The 16,365-nt window shown below is 54.5% G+C and carries 18 protein-coding genes; 3 read left to right on the top strand and 15 right to left on the bottom strand.

Annotated elements, in window-relative coordinates; genetic code table 11:
* Window positions 1–140: 140 nt before the first annotated feature.
* From PV407_RS03730 to PV407_RS03700, 7 genes are all read right to left on the bottom strand, one after another.
* Window positions 141–1,592, bottom strand: coding sequence for an MOP flippase family protein (locus tag PV407_RS03730; RefSeq protein WP_332088526.1), 1,452 nt, complete (start codon window positions 1,590–1,592; stop codon window positions 141–143).
* Window positions 1,593–1,596: 4 nt separating this feature from the next.
* Entirely contained in the window at window positions 1,597–2,880 is a 1,284-nt protein-coding gene (locus PV407_RS03725; protein WP_332088525.1) for an O-antigen ligase family protein, read from the bottom strand.
* A complete protein-coding gene (locus PV407_RS03720; RefSeq protein ID WP_332088524.1) occupies window positions 2,877–4,727 on the bottom strand; it encodes a polysaccharide biosynthesis protein in 1,851 nt (616 codons plus the stop codon). Before PV407_RS03720 ends, PV407_RS03725 begins: the two co-directional genes overlap by 4 nt.
* A gap of 286 nt (window positions 4,728–5,013) precedes the next feature.
* Window positions 5,014–5,685: a CpsD/CapB family tyrosine-protein kinase gene (locus PV407_RS03715; RefSeq protein WP_332088523.1), complete on the bottom strand. Its 672-nt coding sequence runs from the start codon at window positions 5,683–5,685 to the stop codon at window positions 5,014–5,016.
* A complete protein-coding gene (locus PV407_RS03710; RefSeq protein WP_332088522.1) occupies window positions 5,666–6,430 on the bottom strand; it encodes a YveK family protein in 765 nt (254 codons plus the stop codon). Before PV407_RS03710 ends, PV407_RS03715 begins: the two co-directional genes overlap by 20 nt.
* Entirely contained in the window at window positions 6,415–6,858 is a 444-nt protein-coding gene (locus PV407_RS03705) for a PilZ domain-containing protein (RefSeq protein ID WP_332088521.1), read from the bottom strand. Before PV407_RS03705 ends, PV407_RS03710 begins: the two co-directional genes overlap by 16 nt.
* Before the next feature lie 105 nt (window positions 6,859–6,963).
* Window positions 6,964–7,248 carry a hypothetical protein gene (locus PV407_RS03700; protein ID WP_332088520.1) on the bottom strand — a complete coding sequence of 95 codons (285 nt, stop codon included), beginning with the start codon at window positions 7,246–7,248 and terminating at the stop codon, window positions 6,964–6,966.
* Between the two features lie 282 nt (window positions 7,249–7,530).
* Here PV407_RS03700 and PV407_RS03695 point away from each other — a divergent pair, with 282 nt between their 5' ends.
* Window positions 7,531–7,902: a helix-turn-helix domain-containing protein gene (locus PV407_RS03695; protein ID WP_332088519.1), complete on the top strand. Its 372-nt coding sequence runs from the start codon at window positions 7,531–7,533 to the stop codon at window positions 7,900–7,902.
* A gap of 444 nt (window positions 7,903–8,346) precedes the next feature.
* On the opposite strand, the gene PV407_RS03690 is transcribed toward PV407_RS03695, so the two are convergent.
* A complete protein-coding gene (locus PV407_RS03690; protein ID WP_332088518.1) occupies window positions 8,347–8,646 on the bottom strand; it encodes a YunC family protein in 300 nt (99 codons plus the stop codon).
* A 244-nt stretch (window positions 8,647–8,890) separates the two neighbouring features.
* Here PV407_RS03690 and PV407_RS03685 point away from each other — a divergent pair, with 244 nt between their 5' ends.
* Window positions 8,891–9,169: a hypothetical protein gene (locus tag PV407_RS03685; RefSeq protein ID WP_332088517.1), complete on the top strand. Its 279-nt coding sequence runs from the start codon at window positions 8,891–8,893 to the stop codon at window positions 9,167–9,169.
* 66 nt (window positions 9,170–9,235) lie between these two features.
* On the opposite strand, the gene PV407_RS03680 is transcribed toward PV407_RS03685, so the two are convergent.
* On the bottom strand, window positions 9,236–9,613 hold the full coding sequence (locus tag PV407_RS03680; RefSeq protein WP_332088516.1) for a DUF423 domain-containing protein: 378 nt from the start codon (window positions 9,611–9,613) through the stop codon (window positions 9,236–9,238).
* A 214-nt stretch (window positions 9,614–9,827) separates the two neighbouring features.
* Here PV407_RS03680 and PV407_RS03675 point away from each other — a divergent pair, with 214 nt between their 5' ends.
* Entirely contained in the window at window positions 9,828–10,037 is a 210-nt protein-coding gene (locus PV407_RS03675) for a hypothetical protein (protein ID WP_332088515.1), read from the top strand.
* A gap of 167 nt (window positions 10,038–10,204) precedes the next feature.
* On the opposite strand, the gene PV407_RS03670 is transcribed toward PV407_RS03675, so the two are convergent.
* The 6 genes from PV407_RS03670 to PV407_RS03645 all read right to left on the bottom strand — a co-directional run bounded on the left by PV407_RS03670 (window position 10,205) and on the right by PV407_RS03645 (window position 16,344).
* Window positions 10,205–11,002, bottom strand: coding sequence for a sugar phosphate isomerase/epimerase family protein (locus PV407_RS03670; RefSeq protein ID WP_332088514.1), 798 nt, complete (start codon window positions 11,000–11,002; stop codon window positions 10,205–10,207).
* 30 nt (window positions 11,003–11,032) lie between these two features.
* Window positions 11,033–12,019 carry a Gfo/Idh/MocA family protein gene (locus tag PV407_RS03665; RefSeq protein WP_332088513.1) on the bottom strand — a complete coding sequence of 329 codons (987 nt, stop codon included), beginning with the start codon at window positions 12,017–12,019 and terminating at the stop codon, window positions 11,033–11,035.
* A gap of 99 nt (window positions 12,020–12,118) precedes the next feature.
* Complete coding sequence (locus tag PV407_RS03660) at window positions 12,119–13,006, bottom strand: hypothetical protein (protein ID WP_332088512.1); 888 nt, start codon at window positions 13,004–13,006, stop codon at window positions 12,119–12,121.
* 47 nt (window positions 13,007–13,053) lie between these two features.
* On the bottom strand, window positions 13,054–13,848 hold the full coding sequence (locus tag PV407_RS03655; protein ID WP_332088511.1) for a M55 family metallopeptidase: 795 nt from the start codon (window positions 13,846–13,848) through the stop codon (window positions 13,054–13,056).
* A 59-nt stretch (window positions 13,849–13,907) separates the two neighbouring features.
* On the bottom strand, window positions 13,908–15,704 hold the full coding sequence (gene recQ, locus PV407_RS03650) for a DNA helicase RecQ (RefSeq protein ID WP_332088510.1): 1,797 nt from the start codon (window positions 15,702–15,704) through the stop codon (window positions 13,908–13,910).
* Between the two features lie 232 nt (window positions 15,705–15,936).
* Window positions 15,937–16,344, bottom strand: a complete 408-nt coding sequence (locus PV407_RS03645; RefSeq protein ID WP_332088509.1) for a VOC family protein — start codon at window positions 16,342–16,344, stop codon at window positions 15,937–15,939.
* Window positions 16,345–16,365 lie beyond the last annotated feature (21 nt).

The raw sequence follows: 16,365 nt of genomic DNA, 5'->3' as shown, positions 1-16,365 counted from the left end.
GACTCTTTTATATCCAGGCTTCCATGCACACACAACGTCAACTTCATGCCCTTGTCGGATCCAATGTTCGGCTATAGCGCTCCATCTATATGCCCTAGGTACCATGGCAGGCGAGTAATGGTAACTGATAATAAGGATTTTCATGCCGATTTCCTCTCTGAACGAAGGTTGGCTCCAATCAGTCCTTTTCTCACAAATGAGAGTGAGAACCCTGCATAAACCACAATCCCCAAAACCAATTGCAGCATAAGGATACCTGCTGTCTTTTGGTTCGTGACCAACGACGCGGCCCCTGCCATGGATGCGGCCATAATGGCGCTTGCAGCGAGCGCCGGCGCGAAACTGCCAATAAAACTGAGAAGGCAGGGACCGAATAATCCGCGAAGCAAATAAGAATAATTGGTGACCAAATAAATAAATTGATAAAGGATATACGCGGAAGCGACGCCAACGATCCCGAATAAATAGGCACCTGCACTCAAAATCGGGATAGCGGTAACCAGCATGGCTACATGCCATTTAAAGCCCATATCGACTTTGCCTACTGCCATCAGCAATGCCCCGATCGGGTTTCCGATCACTCGCATCAGTCCGACAAGCGCCAGCAGTTGTACGAGCGTTACACTGCCGCTCCATTGAGCACCGAAGACGAGTGGCACTGCGTAAGGCGCTGCTGCAGCCATACCAAGCAATATCGGAAAATTGACGAAAGACAAGTAGCGGATCACCTTAAAATAACTTTCCTTTAGCTTCCGGTCCTCTCCCTGCATTTTTGAGAAAGCGGGGAACATCACGCTCGTAAGAACCGGGTTAATTTTGAGAATCGGAACGATGGCCAAGTTGTAGGCCAACATGTAAAACCCGAGCGCCTCTGCTCCCAACATACGGCCAATAATTAAGGAATCCAAATTTGAATTTGCAAAAAAAACGGTCCTCTCGCCCAATTGATACATTCCGAACCGCAAATATTCCGTGACATGGCCAAATTGCAGCCGGAATATCGGTTTTGCCGTTTTGAAGCCCCAAATCGCGAATGAGACGCTTTTTATCGTACTTATAATCAAATAGCCCCACACAATGGCATATATATCATATCCGTTTGCGGCAAGCAGAATGGAAACAAACGTTCCAATGGCAACAGCCGCACAATCCGTTATCGCTATAGCCTTGAATCTCATCTCTTTCTGCAGCAGCACGCGATATTGCTGACCTAACGGAAGAATAATAAAGTTGATCGCGGTCCAGTACAACGGTTTCGTTAAGTGCGGCTCCTGAAACACAGCGGCAATGATAGGTGCTCCGAGTAAAATTAGCAGAAAAAGAATAAAGCCTGCTATCAGGTTAACCCAATATAAGCTGGACAAGGTTTCGCGAGACTGTCCCTGCTTATGGATAATTGCGTTGGAAACACCAAGATCCGCATATTGTTGGGAGAAGTTGAGCACGACGAGCAGCATGGCCATTAGACCGAGCGTATTGGGCGGCAGCAGTCTTGCCAAAATCAAAAGCTGCGCGAACTGGGCGATCGTTGTAAAAGCCATGGAGCCGGCCGACCACGAAACGCCGTGCACAACTTGTCGTTTCAATGACATAACATTATCTCCCGTACTGAAAGTTTTGAAAAGGAGTGCGGATCATGCGGGACAACGAATAGGCAAGAGCGGCTCCAAACCAAATTCCGGAACCGTTTTGCAAATCGAACGAAAACTGCATCGTAATCAAGTAATAGACGGTGACAGCTGTGGCGGCGGATAACAATATCCTTTCCGTACTCAGAGTGTCCGTATCGCGGGTGTGCGCAAATGCCCGGCGAAGAATCCAAAAAATGTAACCCAAAAATACGCCGAACAATAATAATCCTACTACACCATTTTCCGTCGCAAGTTCCGCGAATATATTGTGCGGGTATATCCGCGCGCCGGTAAAGAAATCGGCAAAGCTGCCGGTTCCTCCTCCAAATAGCGGCTTTTCCTCGAATCCCCCGACGGCGATTGAGAGCAAATCGACACGTGACGTTACGCTTCCTTCAGCATGTTTGTCTTCGAATAACAGACGTTCCTTTATCGGTTCGGGAAGAGCGATCAACAGAAGAGCACCCGTAAAGAAGCATATTAGAGCGATTTTGACCATCTTGACTCCGGACAACCGTCTTCTCTTGAGAAGGTGGAACAGAAGGATCGAGACAACCAAGGCAATGATCGGACCTTTAGATCCGGTTAAAGCCATCAAGATGAGTCCAATCATGATATGGACAACTCTGCCCCAGCTACCGAGTTTTCCTGAAGGCACCTCGCTTCTTGATTCTCCAAGGAAAATAGCGCAAAGAACACTTACACCAATTACCCTAGAGTATTCGATGGGATTGTAATAAGAGGGGCTGAAGCGGGTCATGGCAGAAAAATCTTTCCCGATCAACTCGACAACCCCCCAGATCATGAATACCCAACCCGCTGCGTACATTGCTTTCAACATCGATTTCACCCAAGACTGATCTTTAAAAAGAATTAAAGTAGCTGCTCCGACCAGCAGATTTCCAGCAACGATATATATGAGTTTGGCGGTACCGTAACCTACTGACGAAGGAGGCACATACAGCAAACCGATCCATAAATAGCATAGTAGTAGCAAACTTACGTACATAATCGGGTTGAATAACCGTACCAGCCTTCTCCGGACGATAAGATGCAGAAAGATCGGTATCGCCAATGCCAAATTGATCGCGATATCCGGTACCGGCAACCCGTACTTTGCAATTAAGTTGGCAGTCAACGGCTTCCCGAACAAGAGGAAGATCACGACAAATTCAGGTTTCGCGATCAGAAAAACCATGATGACGAACGCGGCCGCTGCCAGCCCGACGAGCCATACTACGTCAGTCATACGAGCACCAACTGCTGTTCTTGTTCCGTATACCGATAGGTAGGGACCGTCTGCTTCAATGCTCTTCTGATTTCCCGATCGTCTTTGCCGAGCGCCTTTTCAAGCAATGATAATTGAAACTCCAAATTTGCTTTACCTATTACAGCCGGTTTTCCGATAAAGATGCGGTTATGCTTTGTCGAAGCAAGCCCTTCCTCGTCGGTCAGTAATTCTTCGAACAATTTCTCTCCGGGTCTTACCCCGGAATAGCTGATTTCAATGTCTAAACCTGGTTCAAATCCAGACAAACGGATCAAATCTTTCGCCAAGTCCAAGATTTTGACCGGCTCCCCCATGTCCAACACAAACACTTCACCGCCCTTCGCAATCGCCCCGGCCTGAATCACAAGTTGCACCGCTTCAGGAATTGTCATGAAATATCGGATCATTTCGGGGTGGGTAACGGTTACCGGACCTCCCATTCGAATTTGTTCTTTGAATTTCGGGATGACACTCCCCCGGCTTCCGAGCACATTGCCGAAACGGACTGCAGCAAATCGGGTAGCACTTTGAGCATTCAGACATTGGATGTACATCTCGCCGATACGTTTGGTCGTACCCATTACACTAGTCGGATTGACGGCCTTATCTGTGGAGATCAGAACAAACCGTTCCGTGTGGAAACGATCTGCGCAATCCGCGACGTTTTTCGTCCCGAAAACATTGTTTTTCACCGCTTCAGACGGATTGCTTTCCATAAGCGGTACATGCTTGTGGGCAGCTGCGTGGAATACGAGCTGCGGGGAGTATTCCGCGAATACGGTCTCTATCCGCATTCGATCCTGGATATCGGCTATGACCGTCTCAACATTCAGATCAGGATGTTTTAGGCGCAATTCCGCCTCGATCGCGTAAATACTGTTTTCGCCATGTCCCAGCAAAACGAGTCGTTTCGGCTTGAAGGGAGCCAATTGCCGACATAACTCGGAACCGATTGAGCCGCCGGCCCCTGTCACCAACACTGTCTTCTCTTCGACATATTCCGCTATGCCTTGCAAATCCGTATGAACCGATTCCCGGCCGAGCAAATCTTCTACATCGACATCGCGGATTTCGTTAATCGTCACCTTCCCTTGTATCAAGTCTCCAATCTTAGGAATGATTTTCAGCTTTGCTTTTGTTGATTTACAGTGGCTTATAATTTGCGAAATATCTTTTTTGAGGACCGAAGGAAGTGCGATTATAATTTCGTCAATGTTCAATCGTTCTACGGCTTCGCCGATTTTGTCACGACCACCGTATACCGGAAGTCCAAGCACCTGTAAATTTTGCTTGCGGATATCGTCGTCAATGAAGGCCACCGGAGCCATCGGCGAGCTCTTGTCAAACTTCATTTCTTTGGCGATCAGCGTTCCGCAGTCTCCTGCCCCGATTATTAGAGCCCTTTTCTTTCCGACATTGGTTTTAAAATAACTATCACGAAATACTCTCCATGCAAAACGCACGCCCCCCATGAGCAACAAAATCGTTTCAAAGGACTGAACTAGCAATGGGATCGGCACCAATTGTCCGGTGACAACTGACGTAAGCAGCCAAGATATCAGACAAGTAACGGTTACCGCTTTAACGATGGATAGCAGTTCACCGGTACTGGCATAGTGCCATATCCGATTGTACAATTTGAATCCGTACATTCCGACAGTACAAACCGTTACGGATATTCCCGTATAGGCCCCCAATTGTCCCCATTGCTCCGAAATCAATAAAACTCCACCGTAATACAGCACGTATGCCGCATAAACACCGATCGATACGATCAACATGTCTATGCCGATTAAGATCGACAATCTTTTGTAGTTATAGCTCATAATTTGGAATCATCCTCCACATCATACGAATAAAAGAATCGGCCAAGCATTAAAATAAGTCCAGGTAGCTTAACGGATTCTTTTATTTTTATGATATAAAGCTATAGGGCATCTAACCCTTCCTCTCACCACACCACCGACGATTCACGTCTAAGGCGCGTTCAAGCGCCCACAGCATGGCCGAGTGCCTACAGTGATAGAGGTGCAGTAGACATTACCTGGCATCTGGTCTTCCATTTACGCTTCCAGATCGACGTCCGATTTCCGGTTTGCGTTGAATTTCATTCTATTGCGTATAAAGGGTACCCTTCGATTTTTTTCGCTTGTTGTTCAGGACGACTCCAAGAATGCGGGCCTTTACAAACTCTAGACTTGATACAGCCTTTCTGACATGATCGCGTTTAACCCTCCCGCTGTTCACAACGAGCACAACGCCATCGCACTGCGCAGCCAGCAACTGCGTGTCGGTTACCTGCAATGCCGGAGGAGAATCAATCAAAATGACATCGAACATATCCCGTAGTTCCTTCATTAATGCTTCCATTCGTATCGAGGCAAGCAGCTCCGCAGGATTCGGCGGAATCGGTCCAGAAGTCAAAATCGACAAATTGCCGATATGCGTGTCGCAAACTGCTTCCTGGGCCGTAATCTGACCAGCAAGCAGATTGCTCAATCCTTGCATATTCGGCCTGCCGAATAATTGATGTAGTTCAGGTCGCCGCATATCCGCGTCGATCAACAGCACTTTCTTGTTCTCTTGGGCGTATACGATCGCCAAGTTGGACACGGTCGTCGTCTTCCCCTCCGACGGCAGCGCCGAGGTAACCACAATCGTTTGGACTGCTCGGTTTACGGAAGAGAACTGGATATTCGTCCGCAATAAGCGGTACGATTCAGCAATGTACGACTTTTGTTTAATATGGGAGACGAATGCGTTTTTATTGGTTAACGCCGACATAAGTCGTCTCACCCACCTTTCTTGACTTGGAAGACGCCGGGACAGGATGTCGCTCCAGGTCCTTTTTGCCGATCCTGTTGATTGACGCAAGTAATGGTAATCCGAGGTGCTGTGTAATATCCTTTTCATTTTTAAGCGAATCGTCCATCATTTCCAGTAAATAGACAAGGCCAACGGATAACAGACATGAGGAGACAAAAGCCAATATAACGATTAGCTTAAGATTTTGCCGGATCGGTTCTGGATTATCGGAATATTTCGCCGGATTGACAATCGTAATGTTGTCTGCTTTCATTATTTTTGATATTTCCGTCTTAGACAGCTCCGCCACCGCGTTTACGATGGTAACGGCACTTTCATGGTTGGAATCGAACACGCTCAAGGTGAGAACTTGCGAATCTTCAGCTGCGGTAACCTTTACTTTTTCGGCCAATTGTGCGGAAGTGAGTCCGAGCTCCGGATGCTTCTCCGCTACACGGTCCATGATAACTGCGGTCGTAATAAGCTCCTTGTATGTACTGGCCAGCTTGATTTGTGCACTCAGCGTGCTGAGATCGAGCGAAACGGCTCCAGTAGCATACTGATTTATATTCGTAACAACTAACTTCGTACTGGCCGAGTAGACAGGTTTGACCACATACAGGCAGACTACCGCAGTCGCCGTGCAAACGACGAGGACGATGAACCCGATTAACCAAAGCCGCTTGCGGATTATTGAAAAATACTCCTTCAATTCCAGTTCCATAAAGGTTCCTCCAGATTTTCTAATGAAATCGTGCGTGCATGATTTCTATACACCCGGACAGCGACACCGACATTGGACTGGCTCATATACGCCAGACGGATCAATTGTCCTTTCAGTGCTTCCCTCCTTAGCTCCCCGATCAAGAAACGGATCCCATATTGCCATATATCAGCTTCATTCCGGCTCCAAACCATAACCCCGTGAAAGGAAAGCAATGCCTCTTCCCACAGCTCCGGAATCTTGATTATGCAGCCAGTCTCGACAGGAAAATTCAAGGGGCTGGAAATACGCATGCCACCAGGTCCGATATCGTGCACATTAATGGGGAAATGACAATTGGCGGCAAACACGCTCCCGATGCAGAGTAACGTGGCGACTGTCCGGATCGGTGCGGGGAGATGGATACGAAAATGCGCTCTTCTTTTCAAAGCGTCCTCCCATATTGATTTTTCAATGATACAAACTGTATCATAAGCACAACACTTACTTTATGATACGAATCGTATCTTGTCAAGCAATAAAAAAAGTATTCCTCATCGATTCGTCATTTTCCTAGATTTGGCGCGCTTTTCTCCTGCCCTGGTCGTTTCTCGGGTTCTCACGCCTTCGGTCGAGGGTGCATCTTCTTTATATTGAAGACGCGATAAAAACTGATACGCCTTTTTCGGATCGATTTCTAAATACTTCATCACTTCGAATATTTCAATAGTTATCTTTTCCTTCATAGCGCCCCCGTTTCGTTCGTGTTTAGAAGTTGGAATACCGCATTTCCCGGGTTCTTCCTCCTCGAAACACGCGACCCCTCCGCAGTTGTTCATCCGTAGTCCCCCCACAAATGTCGTGCAAAAGACGAATGTATATTGTACAATAGAATTCGAAAATGTACTAAAAATACACACTATCTCAGTCCTCTTAACCTTGCCTGTGTTCACGTTCCATTTTGTACCAATCTTCCGCCCTTTTTTATTTTAGATACACTTTGTATCCTGGTCAAGTAATTATTTTTTTAAGCTGACCGCTTATACCTCCTTGTTTCAAGTGGGGATTAGTGGATATACTTATGCTGTGTTGTTAATGTCAGCAGACTGGGAGGACTTAAATTGGTTAGATGCGGAGACAGAATAGCGCACTTGCGAGAGAAACGCGGTCTCACTCAAGAAGAGCTTTCCGTCAAATTAGGAATATCGCGCGCCGCCTTATCCCATTACGAAACAAACCGGAGAGAACCGGACTACGATACGTTACGGAACATCGCCAACTTCTTCGATGTCTCGCTGGATTTCCTGCTGGGCCGAACCAATGATCCGCAATCCGTATTGGATCAAGAAATCCGAGAATTCGTCGATAGTCTGGAATTGTCCGATGACAGTATTCTGGATAAGTTTGCTCTTACTATCGACGGACGAAAACTGACGGTAGAGGAAGCAAAACGATTCATCGCTTTCGTTAGGGCTGAACGATCCTTGAAGTAGTCCCACATAAAGTAGAAGAGGCATATCTTAAGTCGAATCCGATCGGGTATGCCTAATCGGCTTATCATCGGTTCGCCTACGGAACAAACTCCAGTTTTTCTTTGTATCAAATCCCCATTCGACGCAACACTCAATGCGCTGCACAAGAACCCTTATCGATTGCTGCTCGCATTCCGCGATTTCCGGCGCAGCCTTTCTTCCAGCAACCCGTTGCCTTTGCCCAATCAGGCTTCATTTCCGATTTGCAGTATAAACGGTACAACAGATGACCGTTTCCGCTTTTTCAGATCCTCGCGTTCCTAGCGATATCGACAATCTCGACGCACAACTTCAATCCTCCCTTTGTGGAATTCACAGTTCTAAAGAACAGCGAATGTTACAATTCGTATCACCAACCGCATAAGCAATGGAGAGTGACTTGCGCCCCTCCCCATTCTCGCAAAATCACATCAACAGCAAAGCGTCCCGCCCTTTCATGCCCGGCACGATGCCGAGCATCTCGGCTTCGAACGTGACCGACTCCAGAGGCGCTTCGAGCAAATCGTCGATCGAGCGGACGCCCGTCGCCCGGGCCGCGATGATGCCGCGCTCCTTCAACCGCTCGTTGAGCAGCGCCACGTCGAGCGCGCCGCACATAATATACCCTCGATCGGTGGCGATCGCAATCAGCGACGTTTTCGGCAATTGGACGGTAATGCCGATAACCGTGCGGTCTTCGATAACAATCGGTTTAACCTCCATCATGACCGGCTGTTTCCCCCTTCGCTTGTGGTCCTATCACTATATGCACCCGGCCTACAGTTCGTCCGGTCGACTGCCTACCGCCGGCGATTCGCTCGCTTGGCGGCGCCGCCGTCCGGTAAGGGAGCTCCGGGCGAACGGATCGGGGGCGCAAGACAAGCCGCATTTTCGCGCGGATGGTCGTTTATCCAAGCAGCAAGTCCACATCGGCATAAGATGAGGTAGACTTGCGAAAGGAGGACATCCGATGCAATCAACCGTGAAACGGCAAGAGGTGCAGAAGCTGATCGGGAAACGGATTTATGCGGTGCGCAAAAACGGTTCGATCGTGACCGGCACGCTGCGGGGCATGAGAGGCAACGAGCTGATCGTCGAGCAGGAGAAAGGCAAAGCGGTGAAAACGAAAGCGTTCATACCGCTCGTCTTGTTCGATCTGCTCGCCATCGGGGCATACGGAGGCTACGGCGGATTCGGCGGATACGGTTACCCGTACGGGGGCTTCGGCTATCCGGGCTATTACTGGTAAATCGGATATTCCAGACGGCGGGAGCGCGAACCTAACCGGGACGCGGCTCCCCCGTCTTTTTTGCATTCATCGGCCCCGTTTGCGGACGCCCGCCGCCAGCAAAGCCCAGCCGGCCAAAAACGAAACGCCGCCGAACGGGGTGACGATGCCGAGCATGCGGATATCGGTTACCGCCATGACGTACAGGCTGCCGGAAAACAGCACGATGCCCGCAACGATGAAGGCGGCCGACAGGCGGACGAGCTTCGATTCGCCGAGCTTGTCGGCGACGAGCCCGATGAGAATCAGCCCGAGCGCATGCGCGATATGATAATGCACCCCGGTTTCGTACGCCGCCAGCAGGTCGGCGTCGATTTTCGTTTTGAGGCCGTGAGCGCCGAACGCGCCGAGCGCGACCGCCAGCAGCATCAAAACGGCTCCCCAGCTTGCGTATGTTCGCAGCATAAGCGATGGAATCCCCTTTCGCAATTCTCGTTAGCTTCAGCATACCGGAACGGCGCGAACAATGCCAGCGAACATTCCGTGACGCGCCGCGGAAGCCCCGTCGACCTTCTCTGATACATTTTGACACAAAAATATTGGCATACTCGCCCGTTTGTGATACAATTCGTATCAAGTCGTTATCCTGCTTTAACATTACCGGAAGGGGCAATCGACGATGCCGCGCAAACGCATTTACACGGACGAGCAGAGGCTCGAAAGACACCGCGAGGCCAGCCGAAAATACCGCGAAGCGAATTTGGAAAAAGTGACCGCGTACAACAAGCAGTGGAAAATCGACAACTGGGAGTATTACCGGGAATATAACCGCGAATATTTGCGCCGCTGGCGGCAAAGCAAAAAGGCGGGCCGCGTTACCGGCAAGTGACCGTACGCAACGCCCGCCGAAAAAAAAAGCCGGCCGCAGCGGCCGGCAAAGTAAGCTTCGTATCCGGATTCGCATCCGCCGGGCGCCTTCGGGAGTCCCGGATCCGGGCCCGCCCCGCCGAGCGCCTTCGGCCGACCGCGCCGGCTTCCCGCCGCGCGCTTCCCGATTCAGCGCAGCCAGCCTTTGTCCGCCAGCTGCCGGACGGAAGCTTTGACGCACCGCTCCCCTTCTTCGCCGAAATATTCGAGCGAAACGAAGCCTTCGTACCCTTTGGCGAGCAGCGCCTCGCAAACGCCGGCATTGTCGACGTCTCCGTCCAATACGGGCGTCGGCGTACGCGGTCCTGGGGTATCCAAGCTCCAGAAATAGCTTTTCATATGCACGTGATCGGCGTAGCCGTACAACGCTTCCAGCGCTTCCAGCTGATCGACCCGCTCCAAATACAGGTTGAAGCCGTCGAAAATAAGGCGCAGCCGGGGATGATTCGCCTCCGCGATAATGCGCAGGACCGGCTCGATCCCGTCGGCGAACGTGTTGTTGTGCAGCTCGAGCCCGAGATTCACGCCGTAGCGGTCGCAGGTCGCGAGCGCCTTCCCGAGCGCCTCCATCGCTTTCGCCCGCAGCTCCTCGGACGCGTCCCGCGAAGGCAGATGGCCGAAAAAGACGCGGACGAGCGGACTGCCGAAGCGAACGGCGTACTGCGCCGCCTTCTCGACCGCCGCCAAGCTTTCCTCGCGCTCCTCGTCGCTTTTCGAAAAAAACGCGTACGGACTGACCGCCGGCACGCGCAGACCGGAGCGGCGTATTTCGTCCGCCAGCCCGTCCGCCGAACCGTGCCGCTCGGCATAGTCGTCGATATGTCCGGTCCACAGCTCGATCCCGTCCAGCCCGAGCTCCTTCACCCGGCCAAGCACGTATTCGACCGGCTTGTCCCGGTTCCCCGTCGAACAAAGACTCCATTTCATCGTTTGCGTCCTCCTTGGCCGATCTTCGCTTCAGGCGAGCGGCGGAATCGTCTGCTGCTCCCCGCTGTCGTGCGAACGGTATATCGCCTCGATGACGGCGACGACGGAGCGGGAATACGCCATCGATGCGCTCGGTTCGACGCCCTCCTCGATATAGCGGAGCAGGTCGCGGAATTGCAGCACGAAAGGCGGCGCCTCCCGTACGACGGGCACTTCGACGTACCGGCCCGCTTCGCTGATCCACAGCCCTTGCCCGGTCGCCAGCCTCATCATCCCGCCGGTGAAGATGAGCTCCGTCTCGTTGCGGGAAACGCCGGCATACCCGGATTGCGCGACCGTGGCGGCGACGCCGCTCTCCGTAAGCAGCCACGCCGTGCCGCTGCCTTCGATGTCGCCCTTCTCGCCGTAATGGCTGACCGCGCCTTTCGCCTGCGTAATCCGGCTGCCGGTGAGCCACTGGATTTTATCGACCGAATGCGAGCCGAGGTTCATGAAAATGCCGCCGCCCGCCTTCGCTTTCTCGAAAAACCAGCCCGGCCGCGTATCCGCGTAATAGTTCAAATGCCGCACGTCGTTGATCATGACGAGCCGGCCGAGACGGCCTTCCTCGACGATCGTCTTCGCGACCCGGTTATGCTCGATGTAATGCTGCGTATGGCCGACCATCAGCCTGACGCCGGCGCGCCGGACCGCTTCGATGATGTCGTCGCATTCGCGCGCGTTCAGCGCCATCGGTTTCTCGAGCATGATGTGGCAGCCGCGCGAGGCCGCGAATATCGACGCTTCCTTGTGCAAAAAATGCGGCAGCGTAACGACCGCGATATCCGGCTTCTCCCGTTCGATCATGTCCCGGTAGTCGGTATAGGCGGCGATGCCGAATTTCGCCGCGACCGCTTCGGCGCGTTCCCGCGAAATATCCGCTACCGCGCAAGCTTCCAGCCGCTCCGTCAAACGAAGCGCTTCCAAATGCGAATTCGCGATGCCGCCTCCGCCCACCACTGCGACTTTGTATGCCATGCCGTTCCCCGCTTTCCGCTTGACTGTTTGCCTTCTTCCTTGATTGTACAGGAGCGGCCGGCCGGCGGAAACGACTTTAACGTGTCCAAAACTGCGCGGTCAGCGGCCGTTCATAAACGTCTCGAACCGCTCGAGAACGGGATTCGCCGCCGGCTCCCCCGTCAGCACCGTCTGGCGCATGCGCGCCGTCCGCCGGTCGCCGGGCCGCAAATCGCCGCCGAACAGCGTAAAATACAGCGCGTTATGCCTCCGGATGCTGTCCGCTTCGTCCGGACTCGCATACGTCGTGCCGATCGCGGAGCATTCGGCCGGGTCGGCCATTTGCAGCACCTGGATGCCGGCCCCGGCCATAAGCGCGACCGGTTTGCCGTAAAACGGGCCGGTGACGAAAGGGGCGATCGGCAGCCCGGTTTTTTCGTTCAGCCAGCGGCCGTCCATCCGGGTGCGCCCGGCCTCGTTGTCCCGCGGAAAGTAGACGTAATGCCCTTTGAGGAGCGGATGGTCGTCGACTTTGTGCAGCAGCAGGTCGGCGCCGGCCGTCTTGCCGGGCCATGTCGGAATGACGGCATACGGCTCCAGCGCAAAGTCGAAGTAAGACGAGACGGTAATTTCGTACTTGGACGCCGGCCTCCGCGCTTCCAGCGAGACGGTCAAATCGATCGTCGCTTCGTCCGCGAGCTCGTAAACCGCCTCCAGACGGCATGGGTTGACGTCGGTCGCCTCCCATTCCAGCGCGATTCCCCGCTCGGTCCGCGACCGGACATGGAACGGCTCGTGCCGGGCGATGCCGTGAAGCCGCCGGTCGTACATGATCCGGTACAAATTCAAGGCGAAATAAGGCTCGCGGACGAGCTCGACATTCGCTCCGGGCGCGCGCAGCGAGACGAGCCCGTGCTTCTCCTTGTCGGCTCCGAGCACCGCCTCCGTTTCCCCGATGCGGAAACGGAATCGAACGGGCTCTCCGGCCGGCCGCTTATCGCTTGCCATACGCTATCCATCCTTTGCTTACGTAGTAAAATCGGGCGTTGCCGGCGTTACAGCGCCCTCGCCAGCAAACGGACGAGGTCGTCGTCGCGGTGCAGCACGCTTTGGCCGTCCAGCCGTTCCGAACGGACGCCGTCGCAATATTTGCCGTCGGCCATGTCCGTGCTCGTGTAGCGGATTTCCAGCTCGTACGGTCCCGGAATGACGCGCGGCTTGCACCCGCCGCGGCCGGCCAGCGCCGCCCGGACCGCCTCGCGCATCTCCTGCCGGACCTGCTGCGGCGCTTTCAACAGGGCGGCATGGCGTCCGGCCGCCTGCTTCGTTTCGTAAACGGCGACGCCTTCCAGCTCCTCCTTCGCTTCGCGGCAGGCCGCGTCGTCCCCGGTGACGAGCAGCACCGGAACGCCGTGAACGCCGATCAGATGGCTGTCGAGCGCGATTTCGCCGACCTCGCGGCCGTTCAGCTTCACATATTGAAACGACGCCGAAGAAAACGTATGGTCGCGCACCGCCCGGCGAGCCCCGGCCATGCCGTGATAACCGATCAGAAACGCCCCGTCGAACGTCGAATCGAGACCGGCGAACCGGTTCGGAATCGGCGTCCCGCCCATCAAGTACGTCGCTCCCGGACGAAGCAGCTCCGGGACGAAGTTGAAGCCGGTCGCGTGCGCGTCCTTGACGACGATGTCCGTCGCCCCCGCTTCCAGCAAGGCGTCGACGATCGCGTTCACTTCGTTCGTAAGCAGCTGACGGCCTTCCTGGTAAAAAAACTCCCCTTTCCGAAGCTGGTCCGGAAGAACGATTCCTCCGATGCCTTCCATATCGACGCTGACGTAAATTTTCATCGCGATCTCTCCCCGTTTCGTCGTTCCGCCGGTTGCGGCCGGTACCGGCGCGTCTTGGGCTACGCGCCGCCGGCGGCATGCTCCTCGATGCAGTCGAGAAACGCCCGCCCGTACTTGTCGAATTTATGCCGGCCGACCCCTTTGACCGACAGCATGTCGCTTTCCGTCCGCGGCATGACGACGCACAGCTCCCGGAGCGTCGCGTCGTGGAATATCGTAAACGGCGGCACCCGCTCCCGCTCGGCGAACGTTCGGCGCAGCTGGCGAAGCTTCTCGAACAGCGACTCGTCGCCGACGCTCTCCGTCCGCGCCGCGCTTCGGCCGGTCGGCGCAACCCGCTGAAACACCCGCTCCCGGCCCTCCAGCACCGCCTTCGCCTCCATCGTCAGCGTCAGCACCGGATATTGGCTGTCCGTCAGCTTCATGTAGCCGTCCGCGACGAGAACGTTGATCAAATTGACGATATCCTTCTCCTTGCGCGTGCTCATCGCGCCGTACGTCGGCAGCCGGTCGAAGCCGAACTGGCGCACTTTGGCGTCGTTCGCGCCGCGCAGCACCTTCGCCGTCATCGTAATGCCGAACCGCTGCTTCATGCGGGCGACGCACGAAAATATTTTTTGCGCCTCCAGCGTAACGTCGGCCACCTCGCGCTCGTCCGTGCAGCTGCTGCATCGGCCGCACGCTTCCCCGTCGGCCGCGCCGAAGTAACGGACGATGTAGCGCTGCAAGCATTCGGTCGTATGGCAATATTCGACCATGCCGTGCAGGTTGCCGTACTCGATCGTTTTCCGTTCCTCGTCGCCTTCGCCCTGCTCGATCAAAAACTTTTGCGTCATGACGTCCTGCGGGGCGTACAGCAGGATGCATTCGCCCGGCTCCCCGTCGCGGCCGGCGCGGCCGGCTTCCTGGTAATACGACTCGACGTTTTTCGGAATGTTGTAATGAATGACGTACCGGACGTTCGATTTGTCGATCCCCATGCCGAACGCGTTCGTCGCGACCATCACCTTCAGCTCGTCGTACAGAAACAGCTCCTGGCTCCGCGCCCGCTCCTCCTCGGACAAGCCGGCGTGATAGCGGCCGGCCTTGACGCCGAGCTTCAGCAAATAGTTGCAGCAGTCTTCGACCTCTTTGCGGGTCGACGCGTACACGATGCCGCAATCGCCCGGACGGCTGCGGACGTAGTCCGCCAAGTACGCCTTTTTGTCGACGCCTTTCATAACGGACAAGCTGAGGTTGTCGCGCGCGTAGCCGGTCGTCACCCGGACCGGATCGCGCAGACGCAAATGGCGGACGATGTCCTCCTTCACCTTTTCCGTCGCCGTGGCGGTGAAAGCGGCGACGACCGGCCGCGGCCGGATCAGCTCGAGCGCCCGGCTGATCGACATGTAGCTCGGCCGGAAATCGTGTCCCCATTGCGAGACGCAGTGCGCCTCGTCAACCGCCACGAACGGGATGCGCAGCTCGCCGAGCAGCCGGGCGAAACGCTCCGACTCGAGACGCTCCGGCGCGACGTATACGAGCTTGTAGCGGCCTTCCGCGATTTCGCGGAAACGGGCGTTCAGCTGAGACGCCGTCAGCGTGCTGTTGATGAACGTCGTCGGGATGCCGGTCTGGTTCAGCGCATCGACCTGGTCTTTCATGAGCGAGATGAGCGGCGAGATAACGAGCGTCACGCCGTCCATCGCGGCGGCCGGCACCTGGTAGCAAATCGACTTGCCCGCACCGGTCGGCATGACGCCGAGCGCGTCGCGTCCGGCCAAGATGCCCGAAATGAGCTCCTCCTGGCCCGTCCTGAAGCTGTCGTAGCCGAATACCGTTTTCAATATCGATTTCGCGTGTTGTAGCGCGGGCACTTTCGGTTCTCTCCACCTTCCGTTTGGATTCCCAGCTTCCACTATACCATAGCGGCGCCTCTCCCTCACAGCCGCGACAGCCGCTCCTGAGAGGATTTGGCGAGCCCGGAGCGGGATATGCGCCCGCTTTCGGCCCGTATTGGTCGCTTTGTCCCGTTTTCGGAGTTCAATGTTCCTGTACGACAAAAAAAAGCCCGCCGGAAATCGGCGAGCTTCACGAACGAACCGCGCTTCAAGCTTCAACGTGCGGATCGCGAACGAATCCGTGCAGGCGGATCCGGTTTCCTTCGGGATCCCATACGAAAAACTCATGATAAATCCAGGCCGGATTGCGCATCTCCGGTTCGACCCGCACTCCTTTTTCCAGCAGCGCCTTGTGCGTATGAAAAATGTCGTCGCACTGCAGATCGAGCGCCTCGCTTCCGGGCGCGCCAATCGTCTTGCCGTTCATCTCGGATACGCTCAAAGCGAGCGTCGTGTTGTCGTTGATCGGAAAAAAGTACGCATGGCCGATATTGTCGCTGCTTGCCAGTCCGAACGTGTCGGAATACCATCGAACCGCCTCGGGCAAATGGTCGACGAACTGCCATACGACGACGCGTCCGTTGATCAAAAGTTTCGGCGGCGTTTGTTCGCTCATCGTGGATCGCTGCCCCCTTGT

The sequence above is a fragment of the Paenibacillus sp. GYB003 genome (assembly GCF_036577625.1).
Classification (GTDB): domain Bacteria; phylum Bacillota; class Bacilli; order Paenibacillales; family NBRC-103111; genus Paenibacillus_AB.
The sequence above is the reverse complement of the archived record's forward strand: the minus strand, read 5'-3'. Positions and strand labels throughout refer to the sequence as shown.